This window comes from Nocardia sp. NPDC057272, from assembly GCF_042668615.1.
Classification (GTDB): Bacteria; Actinomycetota; Actinomycetes; order Mycobacteriales; family Mycobacteriaceae; genus Nocardia.
Genome location: NZ_JBHUYK010000007.1, coordinates 165,097 through 182,067 on the forward strand (window position 1 = coordinate 165,097; position 16,971 = coordinate 182,067).

The following is a 16,971-nucleotide window of genomic DNA, read 5'->3' on the forward strand; positions in this document are numbered from 1 at the left end:
CCATCCTGCCGCGGCGGGCTCTGTTTTCGAGACGGAGCCCGCCGCTACGTCTTACCGGCTGCCGAGCGCCGTTTCGGATGGTGTAAACCGGACCGTATGAGCGAAACGCCCCTGTCCCTGGCCGATGTCACCCCCGAGTTGATGACCAAGGCCAGCGAAGGCACCTTCACCGACCTCATCGGCTTGCGCTACACCGAAGTCGGCCCAGACCGGGTCCGCGGTGAATGGCAGGTGCGCCCCGAACTGCACCAGCCCGCGGGTATCCAGAACGGTGGCGTCTACTGCACCATCATCGAAACTCTCGCGAGCGTCGGCGGCGGCGTCTGGTTCGGCGAGCGTGGTTCGGTCGTGGGCGTCAACAACAACACCGACTTCCTGCGCGCGGTCCGCGAGGGCCTCCTCACCGCCGAGGCCACCCCCATCCACCGCGGCCGCAGCCAGCAGCTCTGGGTCGTCGTCATCACCGACGCGGAAGGTCGCACCGTCGCCCGCGGCCAGGTCCGCCTCCAGAATCTCGCCGCCTAGCGGTCCCTCCGTCGATAGCCCTCGGGTCGATCGACGGTGGTGACCCGCCATCCGCCGCGGCCGAGCACCTCGACGACCAGCGCGCCGATGTTCCACGCGTCGTCGTCACCGCGGTGATGGGTGCCTTCGAGGGGGATGTCGGCGATCCGGAGTGCGTGGTCCATGCCGGGGCGCCGCCGCAGGTCGTAGGACTCGGCGAAGACCTGCTTGGCGTTGGTGTGCTCCGGGCCGAAGGGGTAGTCGACGCCGGTGGCCGCGCACTGGGTGCGGAACTGTTTGCGGTCGTAGTCGCCCCAGCTCGCCCACGGCCGCTCGCCTGCCGCGAACTCGTCGGCCAGGCGGCGGCACGCCTCACCGAACTCGACACCGTTGTCGACCTGCCGCTGGGTGAGAGTGGTGAGCTCGGTGCAGAAATCGCTCACCGTGGACCGGGTCGGGCGCACGATGATGTCGTGCTTGCTCACCCTGGTCCGGGTGGCGAGATCGACCACGGTGATCCCGATCTCGATGATCTCGTTGACCTGTCCGGCGGGCGGGTCGCCCGCCCAGCAGGTGGCTTCCACGTCGACCACGTTGAGCAGGCCGGTCCAATCGTTCATGGGGGTGACGGTACGGGCGCGTCATGGTGTGCTCCAGTGATATTCGTGGCGCGGCGATCCGTGGCACAGGCGCACCCGCCACTCGGCCGGTGAGTCGGCCGTTCCCGGGCCGATCCTGGACCCATCGTTAACATCTCGTTAACCGCCTCGGGGTCGTCCCCGGTCGCGCTCGGCGGCGGTCGCCGCGCGGCCGCGGGACGTGCCAGAATGTCGCTCACCGACCACCACCCGCCGAGGAGAGAACGTATGCGCCTGTCGCCGCACGAGCAGGAACGGCTGCTGCTGAGCTATGCGGCCGAGCTGGCGCGCCGCAGGCAGGCGCGGGGGTTGAAGCTGAACCATCCGGAGTCGATCGCGTTGATCACCGATCACGTGCTCGAGGGAGCACGGGACGGGCGGACCGTGGCGGAATTGATGTCGTCGGGGCGGTCGGTGCTCACCCGTGAGGATGTGATGGAGGGGGTGCCCGAGATGATTCACGACGTGCAGGTCGAGGCGACGTTTCCCGACGGCACCAAGCTCGTCACCGTGCACCACCCGATCGGATAGGCGAGACCCATGATTCCCGGCGAATACCTCTGTGCCGAGGGCACGATCGAACTGAACGCGGGCGCGGTGCGCGTCGAGCTCGATGTGGTCAATACCGGCGATCGCCCCGTTCAGGTGGGCAGCCACGTGCATTTCCCGCAGTCCAACGCCGCGCTGGAGTTCGACCGTGAGGCCGCCCACGGGCACCGGCTGGATATTCCCGCAGGCACGGCGGTTCGATTCGAACCCGGTCTGCCGCAGCGGATTTCGCTGGTTCCGCTCGGCGGTACCCGCGAGGTCTACGGCATCAGCATGAACCCGCCGGGGCACCTGGATGCCTGAGTTGACCGAAAACTATCGCGCGGCGGCCCGCTCGCCGCGACGTCCGGGAGAGAGTCGATGACCGAACTGAGCCGCGCCCGCTACGCCGAACTGTTCGGGCCGACCACCGGCGACCGTATTCGCCTGGCCGACACCGACCTGATCGTCGAGATCACCGAAGACCGCAGTGGCGGACCGGGACTCGCCGGTGAGGAAGCGGTGTTCGGCGGCGGCAAGGTGCTGCGCGAGTCGATGGGCCAGTCGCGCGCCACCCGCGCCGACGGCGCACCCGACACCGTCATCACCGGTGTCGTGATCATCGACCACTGGGGCATCATCAAGGCCGACGTGGGCATCCGCGACGGCCGCATCTGCGGTATCGGCAAGGCAGGCAACCCCGACACGATGTCGGGCGTGCACCCGGCCCTCGTCGTCGGCCCGTCGACCGAGATCATCGCGGGCAACGGCCGAATTCTCACGGCGGGCGCCATCGACTGCCACGTCCACTTCATCTGCCCGCAGCTGATGGACGAGGCGCTCGGCGGCGGCATCACCACCCTCATCGGCGGCGGCACCGGCCCCGCCGAGGGTTCCAAGGCCACCACCGTCACGCCGGGCTCCTGGCACCTGGCGCGGATGCTGGAATCCCTGGACCACTGGCCGATGAACATCGTGCTGCTCGGCAAGGGCAACACGGTCAGCCAGGAATCGATGTGGGAGCAATTGCGCGGCGGCGCTTCGGGTTTCAAACTGCACGAGGACTGGGGCTCCACCCCGGCCGCGATCGATGCCTGCCTCACCGTCGCCGACGCGGCGGGCGTGCAGGTGGCACTGCACTCGGACACGCTGAACGAGGCCGGTTTCGTCGAGGACACCCTCGCCGCCATCGCGGGCCGCGGCATCCACGCCTACCACACCGAGGGTGCCGGTGGCGGCCACGCACCCGACATCATCACTGTCGCTTCCCATCTCAATGTGCTGCCCAGCTCCACCAACCCCACCCGGCCGCACACCGTCAACACCCTCGACGAGCACCTCGACATGCTGATGGTGTGCCATCACCTGAGTCCGTCGATCCCCGAGGACCTGGCCTTCGCCGAATCGCGGATCCGCCCGTCTACCATCGCCGCCGAAGACCTCCTGCACGATCTGGGCGCCATCTCCATGATCGGCTCGGACTCCCAGGCGATGGGCCGCATCGGTGAAGTGGTGATGCGCACCTGGCAGACCGCGCACGTGATGAAACGTCGCCGTGGCGCCCTGCCCGGTGACGGCGCGGCCGACAACGCCCGCGTGCAGCGCTATATCGCCAAATACACCATCTGCCCGGCGGTTTCGCACGGGCTCGACGACGAGATCGGCTCGATCGAGGTCGGCAAGCTCGCCGACCTGGTGCTGTGGGAACCGGCGTTCTTCGGTGTCCGGCCGCACGCGGTTCTCAAGGGCGGCATGATCGCCTGGGCCGCGATGGGCGACGCCAACGCCTCCATCCCCACCCCGCAGCCCGTGCTCCCACGCCCCATGTTCGGGGCCGCGGCCCCGGCCGCCGCGGCGACCTCCCTGCACTTCGTCTCCGAACAGGCCATCGACGACGGCCTCGCGAACCGTCTGAACGTGCGCCGAAAGCTGGTGCCGGTCAAGAACGCTCGCCGCGTCACCAAGGCCGACATGCCCCACAACGACGCCATGCCCCACATCGAAGTAGACCCCGACACCTTCACCGTCCGCATCGACGGCGAAGTCTGGGCCGAGGAACCCGCCACCGAACTCCCGATGGCCCAGCGCTACTTCCTTTTCTGACCGCCGCCTTCGCTGCGTCCGTGCCGGGCTGACGAACGCTGTCGCGGCTGTGTCCATTAGGCTCGTCGCGATCCGAGCGGGGCGGGTTTCGGCACGCCTTCCGCCGCACAGCGCCGGGGACCCCGGCGGGAGGGGAACACAGCATGGACGACCTGAACAACGCCGCCGCGGACCTGTCGCGCTGGGCGCAGGACCTGGAACAGAAGGCGCAGCGCTACCAGGAGCTGCACGCCAAGATGACAGCGGTGAGCGTCACCGATACCTCGGCCGACGGCCGGATCAGCGTCACCGTGGACGCCAACGGTTCGACCACCGCGATCACTTTGGCGGCCGCCGTGCGCGGCATGGATCCCACCGCCGTGGCGACCGAACTCATGGCCTGCACGCATCGCGCCCAGGCGCGCCTGCGTGATCAGGTCACCGGCCTGGTCCATGACACGGTCGGCACCGACGAGGCCGGGGCGGCGATCGTCGGCCAGTACAGCGACCGGTTCCCCGACCTCGACCCGACCTCGCCGGCGCCCGTGCCGCCCTCGGCGCCGCCCGCCGCTGCGGCCGCACCCATCGCATCGTGGCCGTCCGCGCCCGAGGCTCCCGCCACCCGCAAACCCGACCGTGATCGGGTTGTCGCGCCCGAGGAGCCGTCCGACGAGGACATGTTCTACCAGCGCAAATCCTGGTTGCAGTAGCCACCGCTACAACCCGGCACACATTCGAGGGAACCGAACGGGGTCGGGGCGCGTCCAACTAGATCGAGAGCTGCGGACTCGACCGAGTTCGCCGGAGGAGGGATTCTGCGTGACCAGTCTGGTGAATGTGAATCTGGATGCGATCAGGTCACAGGCCTGCTCGGTGGACGGCGTGTCCGGCGGGGTCGCCAAGGCGCTCGAAGCGGCGAACTATCTCGCCCATGCCGACGACGGCTACGGCCTGCTCGTGAAGCCGTACGCGGTGAGCACCCTCAACTCGCTCCACGACGACATCACCGAGGCACTGGCGCAGCTCGACACCCTGACCACGGAGATGCCGGGCAAACTCCGCACCGCCGCCGACACCTTCGAAACGTGTGACACCACCCGGGCCGGCGATCTGACGGGCAAGACCGCCGAGATCGAAAGGAACGTCTGACCATGGCCGACGGACCCAACGCGGCGGGCACGTTCCTCAACGAGCACACCGTCCTGCCCGGCACGGTGAGCACCTTCGACGACGGCGAAGCTCCCGAGAACGACCTGCTCCAAGACGGCGTCGACTATCGGGACACCTACTATCAGGAAAGCAACTTCCTGTTCAGCAACGTGGGCCGGCCGACGGGTGGGGACGAACCCGACGCGGGCATCATGAAGGGCACGCTCCAGGGTGACACCTGGGAGAACGGCCTCGGCCTCTACAACGCGATGACCGGCGACGGGTCGATCATGACCAAGGTCGACGCCATCTCCAAAGCGGCCGGTACCGCGGGTGATTGGGCGTCGGCGGCGACGATGTTCAGCAAGGCGATCAAGGGCACCTCCACACTGGCGAAGTTCGACCCGTTCAACTTCCTCGGTTCGCAACTGATGAGCTGGATGCTCGAGCACGTCGAACCGATGCGCAAATCACTGGAATCGATCACCGGCAGCCCGGATATGGTCCAGGCGTATTCGGATTCGTGGAAGGCGATCGCCGAGAGTCTGACGACCACCGCGCAGGAGTGGGCTACCGCGCTCGACAGCGGAATCGGTGAATGGGCAGGCGCCGCCGCCGAAGCCTACGTGGCCACCGCGACCGAGCTGACGGGCAAGATCGCCGAGAAGGCGGCCGTCGCCGAGGTGCTGTCGGAGTGCAACGCGGCGATGAAGGGCATCGTCGAGACAGTGCGCGAGATCGTGGTCGAGATCCTGAGCAATCTCGCCGGCATGCTCGCCGAGATGACCGCACTGCTCATCGCCTCCGCCGGAACCGCCACCCCCGCGCTCATCGCCAGGGCGCTGCTCGACATCTCGCTGGCCACGGTGACGGTCTCGCAGATGCTGGTGAAACTGGCGCAGGCGCTGATCGATACGAAGATGCTGGCGCAGAGCGCGGTGAAGATCATCCAGGGCGTGACCGAGGTCGAGACCGCGAAGTAGCGGCCGAGGAAGCCGGCCCGGCCCGTGCTCGGTGGCAGACTGCGTGTATGACGATCAACGATTGGGCCGATGTCGACAGCTACCTCGTCACCACGCTCGTCGGTGACGAGGGAGCGCCCGCACTCACCGCCAACGCCGATGCGGGGCTGCCCGCCATCGACGTCTCCCCACCCCAGGGCAAACTGCTGAACCTGTTGGCCCGCACCGCGAAAGCGCGCCGGGTGCTCGAGATCGGCACGCTCGGCGGCTACAGTACCGAGTGGCTGGCGCGCGCGGTCGGCGACGGTGGTCTTGTCGTCACCCTCGAATTCGAACCCCGCCACGCCAAGGTCGCGCGCGAGAACCTCGACCGCGCCGGCGTGGGGGAGCGCGTCGAGATCCTGGTGGGCGCGGCCCTCGACACCCTGCCCGGTGTCGCCGAGGATCTGACCGAACCGTTCGACCTGGTCTTCATCGACGCCGACAAGGTCAACAACTCCAACTACGTGCAGTGGGCGCTGCGCCTGACCCACCCGGGCTCGGTGATCATCGTCGACAACGTGGTGCGCGCGGGCGCGGTGGCCGACGAGCAGACCGAGGATCCCAATGCTCGAGCGAGCCGCGACCTGATCGAATTGCTCGCCGCCGAACCGAGTGTCGACGCGACCGTCATCCAGACCGTCGGCGCGAAAGGGTGGGACGGATTCGCCTACGCCGTGGTGAACGGCCCGAATTCCTGATCTTCACCGCCCGGTAATGCGCAGGGTCATTGCCGGGCGTCCGGGATTCATCGGGAGGTTGTTCGCTGCCGCTAGCGTGGGACTGTTCGACTTCAGGAGCCGCCATCATGGAATTCCGTCATCTCGTCTCGTTCATCGCGCTCGCCGAGGAATTGCATTTCGGACGGGCGGCGCAGCGCCTGCATCTGACGCAGCCGAGCCTGAGCGCTCAGTTGCAGAAGCTGGAGAAGTCCCTGGAAGTGCAGCTGGTCGCGCGCAATTCGCACGAGGTGCGGCTGACACCGGCGGGCCGGGAGTTCGAGCTGCAGGCCCGCCAGATCATCGCCCAGCTCGACCGGGCCGCCCAGGCCGCGAAGGCGACCGCCGCCGGTCGCGCCGGCAGCCTGAACGTCGGCTACAACCTGCCCGCCAGCAAGCACATCCTGCCCGACGCGCTGGCCCAGCTCACCGACCGCCACCCCGGCATCTCGGTGTCGCTGTGGGAGAAGCGAACCGGGCCGCAGCTGGCCGCGCTGGCCGACGGATCCCTCGACCTGGCCATGGTCTACGGCCACCCCAGCACCGCCGACTTCCGGTACCGGCGTCTGCTGCACCGGATACCGCTGGTGGCGGTGGTCGGCAGGCAGCACCGCTGGGCCCACCGCTCGCACGTGCCGTTCGCCGAACTGCGCGATCAGGACTGCGTGCTGTTCGCCCGCGATCAGTGTCCGGCGATGTACGACGCGATCCTGCGGTCGGCCGCGCAGACCCGGATCTCGCTGAACATCACCCAGATCGCCGACGATCCGGGCGCCACCGCCCACATCGTCTCGGTACGCCCACTGGTCGGATTCGCCTCGCTGCCGCGGGCGGTGTCGGCGGGTATGGGGTCCTCGGACACCGACCCGGTTGCGGTGAAACTGGTCGATCCGGTCCCGACCCTGGATCTGCACGTGGTGTGGCGGGCCGACGAACAGAATCCGGCGGTGGCGATGTTTCTGGACTGTCTCGCGTCCACGGCACCTGCCCTGGCCGACGACCAGGTTCTGACGGCGTGAAGTCGTCGTTCATTTCAGTCCCGACCGCACGAACGCATTGACGATGTGGCGCTGCAGCACCAGATACAGCAGCAGCACCGGCAGACAGGCCAGACCCGCCAGCGCCATCATCGGTCCCCACTGATCACCTTCGGTGCCCATGAAACTACGCAGTCCGAGCTGCAGCACACTGTTGGACTGACGCAGCACGACCGCGGGCCAGAAGTACTCGTTCCACGCGTTGATGAACAGCAGGATGCCGAGTGCGGCCAGTGCGGGTCGCAGGTTCGGCACTACCACGGTCCACAGAATCGACCACGACGAGCGCCCGTCGATCTTCGCGGCGGCGATGAGCTCTTTCGGGAACGCCGACATGTGCTGGCGCAACAGCAGCACCGCCAGCGCCGAGCACAGCGTCGGCAGCACGACGCCGATCAGGGTGTTGATCAGGCCCAGCTGGTTGAGCAGGATGTAGTTGGGCAGCATCGTCACCTGGAACGGCACCAGCCACACCCCCACGAACGCCAGATACAGCAGCTTCTGCAGCGGGAAGGTGTAGATGGCGAACGCGTAGGAGGCCAGCAACGCGATGAGGAGCTGGCCCGCCGCCGAGAGCACCGCGACGAAGAACGTGTTGGCGATCAGACCGGCGATGTCGACCTTCTGCGCCGCGTCGAGGTAGTTGGCCGTCGACAGGGGCCACGGGATCGGCGACAGCGAGGTGACGTCCTCGGGTCGGCGCAGCGACGTCGCGAACAGCCAGTAGATCGGGAACACGCAGACCAGTGCCGTGGCGGCGAGCAGCAGATGGCTGCCCAGCCCGCGCAGTCGTTCAATCGTCATGGACAGCAACCTTTTCCGAGATCCAGACCAGCAGTGCGGCCACCAGACCGAAGCCGACGAACAGCAGCACACCGGCCGCGGCGCTCAGACCGGCGTCGAAACTGTGGAAGGCGTAGTCCCAGAGCAGGTAGTAGATGTTGGTGGTGGCCTGCGCGGGACCGCCCTGGGTCATCGAGTCGATGAGCGGGAAAGTCAGTGTGGGACTGAGCAACACGGTTGTGAGGACGAGGAACAGCACGGTGGGCGAGAGCAGCGGCAGGGTGATCCAGCGCCGGATCTGACCGGGTGAGGCGCCGTCGACCCTGGCCGCTTCGTCGTAGTCGCCGCTGATTCCGGCCAAGCCTGCCCACACCACGAGCACCGCGAAGCCGATCAGGTGCCAGGCGGTGATCGCGATGATCACGCCCTGCGCGGTCGCGGTCTCGTACACCCAGTTGCGGTCCGAACCGGTCACCTGGGCGAGGAAGCCCGTTCCCGGATGCAGCAACCAGCGCCACACCGCCGCCGCCGCGACCGGCGCGACCAGGAACGGCGCGAACACCAGTGCCTGATAGATCGTGCGCGCCCGACCGGTGACCCGTCGGCTCGCCATCGCGATCACGACCGGCAGCACCACCGTGAACGGCAACAGGCCCAGGATCAGTGTCCCGGTGCGACCGAGGGCGCCCCAGAACGGCGGAAGATCCAGCAGCCGTTCGTAATTCGCGGTGCCCACCGGTGTCATCGGCGCGGTCGGCAGCAGGTTCCACGAGTAGGTGGACAGCTGCAGGGCCTGCACCAGCGGTTGATAGGTCCACACCACCAGCAGGAACAGCGCCGGACTCAGGTAGAGGTAGGGCGCGACGAACCGGGCCACATGGCGGCGGGTGAGGCGCCGGCGCACCGGTGTCGCCGCGACCGGCGGTACCGGCGACGCCGGCGCATCGATGACGAACATCTACCGCACCGCCGCCCGCGCGGCGACGATCGCCGCGATCTGCTCGAGCATTTCCGACTCCGGCCGGTCATAGACCTTCGGCGCCGGAGCGGCGTCGATCGCGGTGGCCAGCACAGTCGACTCCAACACGTCGATGCGGCTGAACCCGAAGCCGACGAAGCCGCGGTGCCTGCCCGCCGGTGCCATGGGGTCCACCCGGTAGGCCGCCGCGGGACCGATCCACACCGGGATCCCGGCCAGCGCCGACGCGCCGGTGAGGTGGTTGTGTCCGCACAGGATCATCCGGACATCGGTGCCCGCCACCACTTCGGCCAGCTGTTCGGCATCCTTGAGCCGGAGGAAGTCGAGGGTGGCCAGCGGGGAACGCAGCGGCGGATGGTGCACCACCAGCACGGTGCCGTGCGGGGCGGGGGTGCGCAGTTCCTCGGCCAGCCAGGCCAGCTGCTCCGGTTCGAGCTTGCCGTCGTGCTGGAACGGTGTGGTGCTGTCCAGCACGATGATCCGCACGCCCGCGATCTCGACACATTGGTCGTGCGGAAGCTCCGGGTCCACCGTGTCGCGGCCGAGCAGTTCGGCACCGAAGGCGGTGCGTTCGTCGTGATTGCCCATCGCGTAGACGATCTCGGCGCCGAGTTCGGCCGCGACGGGTTCTACCGCGGTCCGCAACCGCCGGTAGGCCTCGGGTGATCCGTTGTCGCTGAGATCACCGGAGAAGATCAGCACGTCGACGCGCTGCCCGAATTCGCGCAGCCGGTCGAGCACCGCGGTCAGATTGGCGGCGGTGTCGACACCGTGGAGCAGTTCGCCCTCGGGCCGCAGGTGGGTATCGGTGATCTGGACGATCGTCAGCCCGCTCATGACTTCGGCATGAGTTCGGTGCCCGCGGTGCGGGCGGCGGTGAGCGTGGACTGCGGGTCGGCGCCCTGGAACACGACGGCCTCGACGGCGTCCATCATGCCGTCACGCATCTGCAGATAGTTGTTGCCCGGCATCGACACCCACGGCTCCATGTTCGCCAGCTGCGCGACGTTCGGGCGCAGCAGCGGGTTCTGGTCGGCCCAGTCCTTGAGCCCGCCTGCTTCTTCGAGCAGACCGGTGCGCAGCGGCAGGTAGCCGATGTTCTGCGCGATCTTCTTGTAGGAATCCTCGCTGGTCAGGTGCTTGATCAGTTCCCATGCGGCCCGCTGCTTCGCGGGATCGTTGGACAGGATGTGCAGGCCCGCACCGGAATTCGTGGGGATGGCGGGCTTGCTGCCGAAGCCGGGCATCGGCGCCGAACGCAGGTCCCACTTGCCCTTGGACCCGGTGACGAAAACGCTCTGCAGCGCGCTGGTTTCGAGCATCATGCCGATCTCGCCGCGACCGAACGCCTCGTAGCCCTGCTTCTGATTGAGCTTGGGCATGCTGCCGCTGTTCACGAGGTTCTGCGCCATCTTGGTGACCTCGACGGCGGGCGCGTCGGCGAAGGTGAGGGTGTTGCGATCCTCGGAGATCACGCGGCCGCCGTTGGAGCGCACCAGCGACTGGAAGCACCAGTCCTTGGCGGTCTTGGTCAGGCAGTCGATGTAGACCCCGCCCTTGCCGGTGCGGTCGGCGATAGCCTTCGCCGCGGTGGTGACCTCGTCCCAGGTGGTGGGCGGCTTGGCGGGATCGAGACCGGCCTCGGTGAACAGCGACGCGTTCAGATACAGGACGGGCGTGGAGAAGACGAACGGAACGCCGTAGGTGTGGCCGTCCCAGTCGTCGAGGGTGCGGGCCCGGGGCGCGTACGCGTGGCGGGCGCCGTCGAAGTTCTGCTTGACTTCCGGTGCGCCGACCAGCTGGTCGAGCGGCTTGGCCTTGAGCTGGTGGATGGTGAAGTCCAGGTCGGAGAAGCCGAGCTGGGCGACGTCGGGCGGGGTGCCCGCCACCATCTGGTTCTGGATGCTGGAGACGGTGTCGGTGGCCGGGTTGGGGCTGTTGCCCTGCGGCTTCTGCGCGGTGACCTTGATATTGGGGTGCTTGGCGCCGAAGTCGGCGATCAGGGCGTTGAAGGTGTCGGTCCAGGCGCCCGCCACGCCGTAGCTGTAGGACTCGAAGACGATCGAAACCTGTTGGTCGGCAGCCAGTTCGGGAATCTGCGCGGTGGAGGTGGCGTCGGTGGACCCGGTGGTGCCGAGGCCGCAACCGGTGAGGGCGAGGGCGGCGGTGAACACCACGCCCAGCGCGGGCAGTGTGCGTTTCATCGTGGTTCTATCCTTCTCATCGGGGTGGTGCCGAAATCAGGGGACGGGGATCGCGGCCGCGTCGACGGCCGGTTCCGCGGTGGAGCTGGGCGCTTGCCACGTCAGCCGCAGGCCGGTGTCGGGGTCGAACAGGTGGATGTCGGCGGGGTCGACGCGGCAGGCGATGTCCTCGCCCACCCGGACACCGGCCGGACGGGCCGCGCGCACACAGAGGCCGGACTCGAGGTGCACGAGTTCTTCGCTGCCGAGGTTCTCGACCATCCGTACCCGCCCCCGGACATCGGTCGAGGTGTCGTCGATCCGCAGGCGTTCCGGGCGGATTCCGGCGACGACGGCGGTGGCGTCGCCGGAATCCTCGGTGATGTCCAGCGCGGCATCGATGCCGTCGGCCATCACCGTCATATGGCCGTCGCTCGCGGTGACGACGGCGGGGAACAGGTTCATCGGCGGTGAGCCGAGGAAGCCGGCGACGAAGGTCGAGCGCGGGCGATCGTAGAGCTCCTCCGGGGTGCCGCACTGTTCGATGCGGCCCTGGTTGAGCAGCGCGATGCGCGTCGCCATCGTCATCGCCTCGACCTGATCGTGGGTGACGTAGAGGAAGGTCGCGCCGAGGCGCTGGTGCAGCGCGATCAGTTCGGCGCGGGTCGCGCTGCGCAGTTTCGCGTCGAGGTTCGACAGCGGTTCGTCCATCAGGAACGCGCCGGGATCGCGAACCATGGCGCGTGCCAGCGCGACTCGTTGCCGCTGTCCGCCGGACAGGGCGACCGGGCGACGCTCGAGCAGCGCCGAGATCTCCAGCGTCGCCGACACCTCGGCGACCCGCTGCGCGATCTCCGCGCGCGGCCTGCGCCGCGCCCGCAACGGGAACCCGATGTTGCGCGCCACCGATAGATGCGGATACAGCGCGTAACTCTGGAACACCATCGCCAGATCCCGCCGCTGTGGCGCCGCGTCCGTCACGTCGACGTCGCCCACCAGAATCCGCCCCGCGCTCGGCTCCTCCAGCCCCGCGATCATCCGCAACAACGTGGACTTGCCGCAGCCACTGGGCCCCAGCAACACCATGAACTCACCATCGGCGATGTCGAGACTCACCTCGCGCACCGCGTACTCGGCATCGAACTTCTTCGACACCGCTTCGATCTGCAGTCGTGCCATGCGCCCAGTGTCGAGCCCGCCAAGGCCCCCGTGCCGGGGCGATAGTGAACGTCGATCGGTCCAATCATCTCGACCCCACCGACGCACGAACCGCACCATCGGTGCTCGTCGTGCTCGTCAGACGTTGGTGGGGTTCGGCGAGGCTGTCACCGGGTGATCGGCCGATGGTGGAGAGCTCCGCCCCGGGGCGTGGATCTCCATCGTGGTGGCGGTCAGTGCTGTTTTCGGACGGTGGATCATCGAGTTCCGACCACCGCGTTCTCGCAGGTAGGTGTGGTGCGAATCAGATACCAGCCGAGACTTCAGCGCAGCCGGACCGGTAGTTCGAGTAGGCCTCGGATCAGGGTGCTGGTTTGCCAGCGGAGGTCGGCGGTGGGGGCGAGGGTCAGGTCGGGGTAGCGGTGCAGGAGGGCGGTGAAGGCGATTTCGGCTTCTACGCGGGCCAAGGGGGCGCCGACGCAGAAATGGATGCCGTGGCCGAAGGCGAGGTGGCTGGCGGTGGGGGTGTCGGTGGCGAGGGTGTCGGGGGCGGCGAAGCGGGCGGGGTCGCGGTTGGCGGCCGAGAGGGCGACGTAGACGATCTCGCCCGCGGGGATCTCGATGTCGCCCAGCGTGACCGGTTCCGCGGTGTAGCGGGCGGTGGCCATGTCGACGGGGCCGTCGAAGCGCAGGAATTCCTCGATCGCGGCGGGGACACCGGTGGGGTCGGCGCGCAGGGCCCGCCACTGTTCGGGGTGGCGGAGCAGGGCCAGGACGCCGTTGCCGATGAGGTTCACCGTGGTCTCGTGGCCCGCGACCAGCAGCAGGAACGCCATCGACACCAGCTCCTGATCGGTGAGCCGATCGCCCTCGTCGTCCGCGAGGACCAGCTGGGACAGCAGATCCTCGGCGGGCGCGGACTGCTTGGTGCGCACCAGCTTCGCGAGATAGCCGACCATCGCGGCCGACGCGGCGGGACGCTCGTCCTGCTCGCCCTCGCCCACCACCGTGACCAGGGCCTTGGTCCAGGCTTGGAAATCCGCGCGATCCTCGAACGGGACACCGAGCAGCTCGCAGATCACCGTCACCGGAAGGGGATTGGCGAAATCGTTCATCAGATCGACCTCGTCGCGATCACCCATCGCGTCCAGCAGCGACGCGGTGATCTGCTCGATACGTGGTCGCAGCAGGGCGACCTGGCGGCTGGTGAAAGCCTTGTTCACGAGCTTGCGCAGGCGGGTGTGCACGGGCGGGTCGGTGCCGAGCATATGGCTCAGGAGCGCGACGATATTCGGGTCCGTCGCCGTGGTGTCCCGCTTGGTGTGCAGGATCGCGTCGATCCGCACGACATCCTTGCGCAAGCGCGGGTCGGCGAGCGCGATCTTGGCTTCGGGATAGCCGACGACCACCCAGCGGACGACATCGTCGGGGAAGCGAACCCGATGGACGGGACCCTCGGCCCGCCACCGGCGGTACTGCGCGTGCGGATCGTCGAAGAAGTCGGCGCCGATGGACTCGACTGGGGCGGAAGCGGTGAGGTCGGCCATCGAATCGACGGTACCCGCGCCGGGCCCAGCGCGCATCGACCGTGGATACCCGCACCACGGAACACCCTGTGACGAAAGCGAATTCGCGATCAGGTGGGGTGTGGCTCCGCCGTCGAGGTACTCGACTCGACCGATGCCAGGAAATCCCGCAGGAGCTCGGTGACGGTCTCCGGTTGTTCGAGGGAACTCGAGTGACCGCACGCGGGGATCGTGTGGAGCCGGGCATGCGGGATGAGCGAGGCGATGTGGCGGGCATGCGGGAGCGGGGTCGCGGCGTCGTCCTCGCCGACGATGATCTGGGTGGCAACGGTGATCGCCGGGAGTTCGCCGTCGACGGCGCCACGTTCGGTGACACCGTGGACGGCGTTTCGTGTACCGACACGGTCGATCGCGGCCAGGCGACGCGACCACTCGCGAACAACTTCCTTGCCGGTGGGGGAAGCCAGGAAGGCGGGGCCGAACAGGTGCGTGGCCACCCGGCCGGCGATGGGGCGGATGCCGAGCCAGCGCACTGCCAGGGCCAGACGGTGGTATTCGTTGATCTTGGCGGGATCCTCGGCGCGAGCGCTGGTGTCCAGGAGGGTGAGCGATCGCAGGAGTTCGCCGTGCCTGGCGGCCAATCGTTGGCCGACGAAGCCACCCATGGACAGCCCGACCCAGTGCACGGGGCCCGCGTCGAGAGCGCGAATCACGCCTACCGCATCGGCGGCGAGAGTGTCCATGTCATAGCCGCCGGCGGTGGGTGGGGTATCGCCCTGGCCGCGCCAGTCGAGGGTGACGCACCGGTAGTCGCGTTGCAGGGCCGCGAGCTGGGCGCGAAACATCCAGCCACCGAACAGCAATCCGTGGCCGAAGACCACGGTGGCGGCGCCCGGTTTGCCCGCGGGAGCGCCGGTGTCGGTGTAGGAGATCGGAACACTGTCGATCTGAATGATCGGCATGAGGTCACTCGCCGCCGGTGCTCAGGCCGCCGCGAGGCGGACGTTGCGCATCGTCACCAGCGCGGTGGCACACAGGACTTCGCCGGTCTCCTCCACCGAGAACACCTCGGCGGCGGCGATCGTGAGCAGTGCGCCGGGCTTGATCACCCGGCCGCGGGCGACCACGTTCGGGCCTTTGGCGGGCGCGAGAATCTTCACGGTGTAGTCGATGGTCATGTTCACCCAGCCTGCGGGCAGCAGCGTGCCCGCGGCCGAACCGGCGGCGAAATCGGCGAGCGAGCCGAGGACCCCGCCCTGGAAATAGCCGTCGTGCTGGGTGAGTTCGCGCCGGTGTGGTTGCACGATCTCGACATCGCCGGGCTCGACCCGGCTGAAGTGGAAACCCAGGTGCGCGGCGGCGGGCATGGACAGCACGACGCTGGGAACCAGCTGTGCGAAGTCGGGATTGGGGGCCTGTGCTGCGGTCATCGGCTCAGTCCTCTGCTCGGCAGCGGCGCGGCGTCGCCGCTCCTCCTGCGGCGAATCCTGCCCGCTGACGGCGCGCGGGAACAGCCCATCGCCGAAATTTCGCCTGCTGTTGGGAGTCCGGAAAGAGTTCGGCCGGGCGAGTGGCGCGTTCACCCGCCCGGCCGAGCGCTCAGCGAGTTCCGGCGTGCAGGACCACTTTGCCGTTGCGGCCGGGAGTTTCCGACACCACCGCGGCCTCGGCGGCCTGCGCGAGCGCGAAATCGGCCTGGACATCCAGTCGCAGGGTGCCGTTGGCGGCGAGGGTGACGAGTTCGGTGATCAGCCGGACGTAATCGGCGCGGTCGATGTCGGAACTGCGCTGCTGGCCCCAGAACCCTTTCACCACAGCCTGTTTGAAGATGACGGCGCCGGTGTCGATGATCAGCGGTTTGCCCGACAGCGCGCCGAAGGAGATCAGTTCACCGCGCGGGGCGAGCAGCGCCATCAGATCGCCCGCGGCCGGACCGCTGACCTGGTCGACGGCGCGCACGATCGGTTCGCCGCCGGTGATGTCGGCGCCGGTGGCGAGCCAGCCCACCGATTCGGTGTCGAGCACGGGACCATAGCCGAGCTTTTCCAGCGCCTGCACCGACGACTGGCCGCGGACCAGGCTCAGCACCCGCACTCCGCGTTCCTTCGCGAACAGGTTGACCAGGCGACCGACCGCGCCGTTGGCGGCGTTCACCACGATCCACTCACCGGCTCGCACCTGTAGATCGTCGAGCAGCATCAGGGCGCTCAGCGGCATGGCTAGCAGCTGGCAGGCGGTCTCGTCGGGCACGGAATCCGGCATCGGCACCGCTTGCTCGGCGCGGGCGACGAAGGAATCCGCCCAGGCTCCACGGACCCCGGCGATCGCCACCCGCTGACCGACCTGAAGTGCGTCGACACCGGGGCCGACCGCGTCGACGACGCCGGCCGCCTCGGTTCCGGGGATCGCGGGCAGCGGCGGCCGGTAGCCGTAGACGCCGCGGATGATCGCCAGATCGTGATTGTGGATCGGCGACAGCGACATCGCGATCCGCACCTCACCCGGCCCGGGCTCCGGGGTGGGCACCTGCTGCGCGGTGAGCACATCCTTCGGTTCGCCGAATTCGTCGATGACAACTGCCTGCATGTCCGCCTCCGTGGTGGTTGCGAGTCCCTGCCGAGCGTGATCGTGCTCCATTGTGGCACCGTGTCGGTCTCGGGTGGCTCAGGGATGCCCATGCTCGG

Annotated in this window: 19 protein-coding genes; 9 read left to right on the forward strand and 10 right to left on the reverse strand. The window is 68.2% G+C overall.

Going from position 1 to position 16,971, the window contains the following annotated elements:
* The first annotated feature begins 141 nt into the window (after positions 1 to 141).
* Positions 142 to 525, forward strand: coding sequence for a PaaI family thioesterase (locus ACFULV_RS13325; protein ID WP_378628326.1), 384 nt, complete (start codon positions 142 to 144; stop codon positions 523 to 525).
* Here the strand turns inward: ACFULV_RS13325 and ACFULV_RS13330 are convergent.
* On the reverse strand, positions 522 to 1,124 hold the full coding sequence (locus tag ACFULV_RS13330; RefSeq protein ID WP_378656221.1) for an exonuclease domain-containing protein: 603 nt from the start codon (positions 1,122 to 1,124) through the stop codon (positions 522 to 524). The two genes, ACFULV_RS13325 and ACFULV_RS13330, sit on opposite strands and share 4 nt — an antisense overlap.
* A gap of 246 nt (positions 1,125 to 1,370) precedes the next feature.
* Here ACFULV_RS13330 and ACFULV_RS13335 point away from each other — a divergent pair, with 246 nt between their 5' ends.
* From ACFULV_RS13335 to ACFULV_RS13370, 8 genes are all read left to right on the forward strand, one after another.
* Positions 1,371 to 1,673, forward strand: a complete 303-nt coding sequence (locus tag ACFULV_RS13335; RefSeq protein ID WP_101467224.1) for an urease subunit gamma — start codon at positions 1,371 to 1,373, stop codon at positions 1,671 to 1,673.
* 9 nt (positions 1,674 to 1,682) lie between these two features.
* Positions 1,683 to 1,994, forward strand: coding sequence for an urease subunit beta (locus ACFULV_RS13340; protein WP_378627242.1), 312 nt, complete (start codon positions 1,683 to 1,685; stop codon positions 1,992 to 1,994).
* A 57-nt stretch (positions 1,995 to 2,051) separates the two neighbouring features.
* The gene (locus tag ACFULV_RS13345; RefSeq protein WP_378656223.1) at positions 2,052 to 3,773 is read left to right on the forward strand and encodes an urease subunit alpha; all 1,722 of its coding nucleotides are present in this window, start codon (positions 2,052 to 2,054) and stop codon (positions 3,771 to 3,773) included.
* 143 nt (positions 3,774 to 3,916) lie between these two features.
* The gene (locus ACFULV_RS13350; protein ID WP_378656225.1) at positions 3,917 to 4,462 is read left to right on the forward strand and encodes a YbaB/EbfC family nucleoid-associated protein; all 546 of its coding nucleotides are present in this window, start codon (positions 3,917 to 3,919) and stop codon (positions 4,460 to 4,462) included.
* A 109-nt stretch (positions 4,463 to 4,571) separates the two neighbouring features.
* Positions 4,572 to 4,901, forward strand: a complete 330-nt coding sequence (locus ACFULV_RS13355; protein WP_378627246.1) for a type VII secretion target — start codon at positions 4,572 to 4,574, stop codon at positions 4,899 to 4,901.
* A gap of 2 nt (positions 4,902 to 4,903) precedes the next feature.
* Positions 4,904 to 5,884: a hypothetical protein gene (locus tag ACFULV_RS13360; protein ID WP_378656227.1), complete on the forward strand. Its 981-nt coding sequence runs from the start codon at positions 4,904 to 4,906 to the stop codon at positions 5,882 to 5,884.
* A 47-nt stretch (positions 5,885 to 5,931) separates the two neighbouring features.
* Positions 5,932 to 6,603, forward strand: coding sequence for an O-methyltransferase (locus ACFULV_RS13365; RefSeq protein ID WP_378656229.1), 672 nt, complete (start codon positions 5,932 to 5,934; stop codon positions 6,601 to 6,603).
* Positions 6,604 to 6,710: 107 nt separating this feature from the next.
* A complete protein-coding gene (locus ACFULV_RS13370; RefSeq protein ID WP_378627250.1) occupies positions 6,711 to 7,640 on the forward strand; it encodes a LysR family transcriptional regulator in 930 nt (309 codons plus the stop codon).
* 9 nt (positions 7,641 to 7,649) lie between these two features.
* Here the strand turns inward: ACFULV_RS13370 and ACFULV_RS13375 are convergent, their stop codons facing one another.
* The 9 genes from ACFULV_RS13375 to ACFULV_RS13415 form a co-directional block, all read right to left on the reverse strand.
* Complete coding sequence (locus ACFULV_RS13375) at positions 7,650 to 8,462, reverse strand: carbohydrate ABC transporter permease (RefSeq protein ID WP_378627251.1); 813 nt, start codon at positions 8,460 to 8,462, stop codon at positions 7,650 to 7,652.
* Positions 8,452 to 9,399, reverse strand: a complete 948-nt coding sequence (locus ACFULV_RS13380) for a carbohydrate ABC transporter permease (protein WP_378656232.1) — start codon at positions 9,397 to 9,399, stop codon at positions 8,452 to 8,454. Before ACFULV_RS13380 ends, ACFULV_RS13375 begins: the two co-directional genes overlap by 11 nt.
* Positions 9,400 to 10,257, reverse strand: a complete 858-nt coding sequence (locus tag ACFULV_RS13385) for a metallophosphoesterase (protein ID WP_378656235.1) — start codon at positions 10,255 to 10,257, stop codon at positions 9,400 to 9,402.
* Positions 10,254 to 11,624 carry an ABC transporter substrate-binding protein gene (locus ACFULV_RS13390; protein ID WP_378627254.1) on the reverse strand — a complete coding sequence of 457 codons (1,371 nt, stop codon included), beginning with the start codon at positions 11,622 to 11,624 and terminating at the stop codon, positions 10,254 to 10,256. The genes ACFULV_RS13385 and ACFULV_RS13390 overlap by 4 nt, the downstream gene beginning before the upstream one ends.
* 36 nt (positions 11,625 to 11,660) lie before the next feature.
* A complete protein-coding gene (locus ACFULV_RS13395; protein WP_378656238.1) occupies positions 11,661 to 12,782 on the reverse strand; it encodes an ABC transporter ATP-binding protein in 1,122 nt (373 codons plus the stop codon).
* A 302-nt stretch (positions 12,783 to 13,084) separates the two neighbouring features.
* Positions 13,085 to 14,308 (reverse strand): cytochrome P450, encoded by a 1,224-nt coding sequence (locus ACFULV_RS13400; RefSeq protein WP_378656240.1) that lies wholly within the window; start codon positions 14,306 to 14,308, stop codon positions 13,085 to 13,087.
* Between the two features lie 89 nt (positions 14,309 to 14,397).
* Positions 14,398 to 15,249 (reverse strand): alpha/beta fold hydrolase, encoded by an 852-nt coding sequence (locus tag ACFULV_RS13405; RefSeq protein WP_378656243.1) that lies wholly within the window; start codon positions 15,247 to 15,249, stop codon positions 14,398 to 14,400.
* A 21-nt stretch (positions 15,250 to 15,270) separates the two neighbouring features.
* On the reverse strand, positions 15,271 to 15,717 hold the full coding sequence (locus tag ACFULV_RS13410; RefSeq protein WP_378627261.1) for a PaaI family thioesterase: 447 nt from the start codon (positions 15,715 to 15,717) through the stop codon (positions 15,271 to 15,273).
* 169 nt (positions 15,718 to 15,886) lie between these two features.
* A complete protein-coding gene (locus ACFULV_RS13415) occupies positions 15,887 to 16,873 on the reverse strand; it encodes a zinc-binding dehydrogenase (RefSeq protein ID WP_378656246.1) in 987 nt (328 codons plus the stop codon).
* Positions 16,874 to 16,971: the final 98 nt, after the last annotated feature.

Coding starts and splice junctions, on each gene's coding strand:
- ACFULV_RS13325 (WP_378628326.1), top strand. CDS start 142: ATGACCAAGGCCAGCGAAGGCACCTTCACCGACCTCATCGGCTTGCGC.
- ACFULV_RS13330 (WP_378656221.1), bottom strand. CDS start 1,124: ATGAACGATTGGACCGGCCTGCTCAACGTGGTCGACGTGGAAGCCACC.
- ACFULV_RS13335 (WP_101467224.1), top strand. CDS start 1,371: ATGCGCCTGTCGCCGCACGAGCAGGAACGGCTGCTGCTGAGCTATGCG.
- ACFULV_RS13340 (WP_378627242.1), top strand. CDS start 1,683: ATGATTCCCGGCGAATACCTCTGTGCCGAGGGCACGATCGAACTGAAC.
- ACFULV_RS13345 (WP_378656223.1), top strand. CDS start 2,052: ATGACCGAACTGAGCCGCGCCCGCTACGCCGAACTGTTCGGGCCGACC.
- ACFULV_RS13350 (WP_378656225.1), top strand. CDS start 3,917: ATGGACGACCTGAACAACGCCGCCGCGGACCTGTCGCGCTGGGCGCAG.
- ACFULV_RS13360 (WP_378656227.1), top strand. CDS start 4,904: ATGGCCGACGGACCCAACGCGGCGGGCACGTTCCTCAACGAGCACACC.
- ACFULV_RS13365 (WP_378656229.1), top strand. CDS start 5,932: ATGACGATCAACGATTGGGCCGATGTCGACAGCTACCTCGTCACCACG.
- ACFULV_RS13370 (WP_378627250.1), top strand. CDS start 6,711: ATGGAATTCCGTCATCTCGTCTCGTTCATCGCGCTCGCCGAGGAATTG.
- ACFULV_RS13375 (WP_378627251.1), bottom strand. CDS start 8,462: ATGACGATTGAACGACTGCGCGGGCTGGGCAGCCATCTGCTGCTCGCC.
- ACFULV_RS13380 (WP_378656232.1), bottom strand. CDS start 9,399: ATGTTCGTCATCGATGCGCCGGCGTCGCCGGTACCGCCGGTCGCGGCG.
- ACFULV_RS13385 (WP_378656235.1), bottom strand. CDS start 10,257: ATGAGCGGGCTGACGATCGTCCAGATCACCGATACCCACCTGCGGCCC.
- ACFULV_RS13390 (WP_378627254.1), bottom strand. CDS start 11,624: ATGAAACGCACACTGCCCGCGCTGGGCGTGGTGTTCACCGCCGCCCTC.
- ACFULV_RS13395 (WP_378656238.1), bottom strand. CDS start 12,782: ATGGCACGACTGCAGATCGAAGCGGTGTCGAAGAAGTTCGATGCCGAG.
- ACFULV_RS13400 (WP_378656240.1), bottom strand. CDS start 14,308: ATGGCCGACCTCACCGCTTCCGCCCCAGTCGAGTCCATCGGCGCCGAC.
- ACFULV_RS13405 (WP_378656243.1), bottom strand. CDS start 15,249: ATGCCGATCATTCAGATCGACAGTGTTCCGATCTCCTACACCGACACC.
- ACFULV_RS13410 (WP_378627261.1), bottom strand. CDS start 15,717: ATGACCGCAGCACAGGCCCCCAATCCCGACTTCGCACAGCTGGTTCCC.
- ACFULV_RS13415 (WP_378656246.1), bottom strand. CDS start 16,873: ATGCAGGCAGTTGTCATCGACGAATTCGGCGAACCGAAGGATGTGCTC.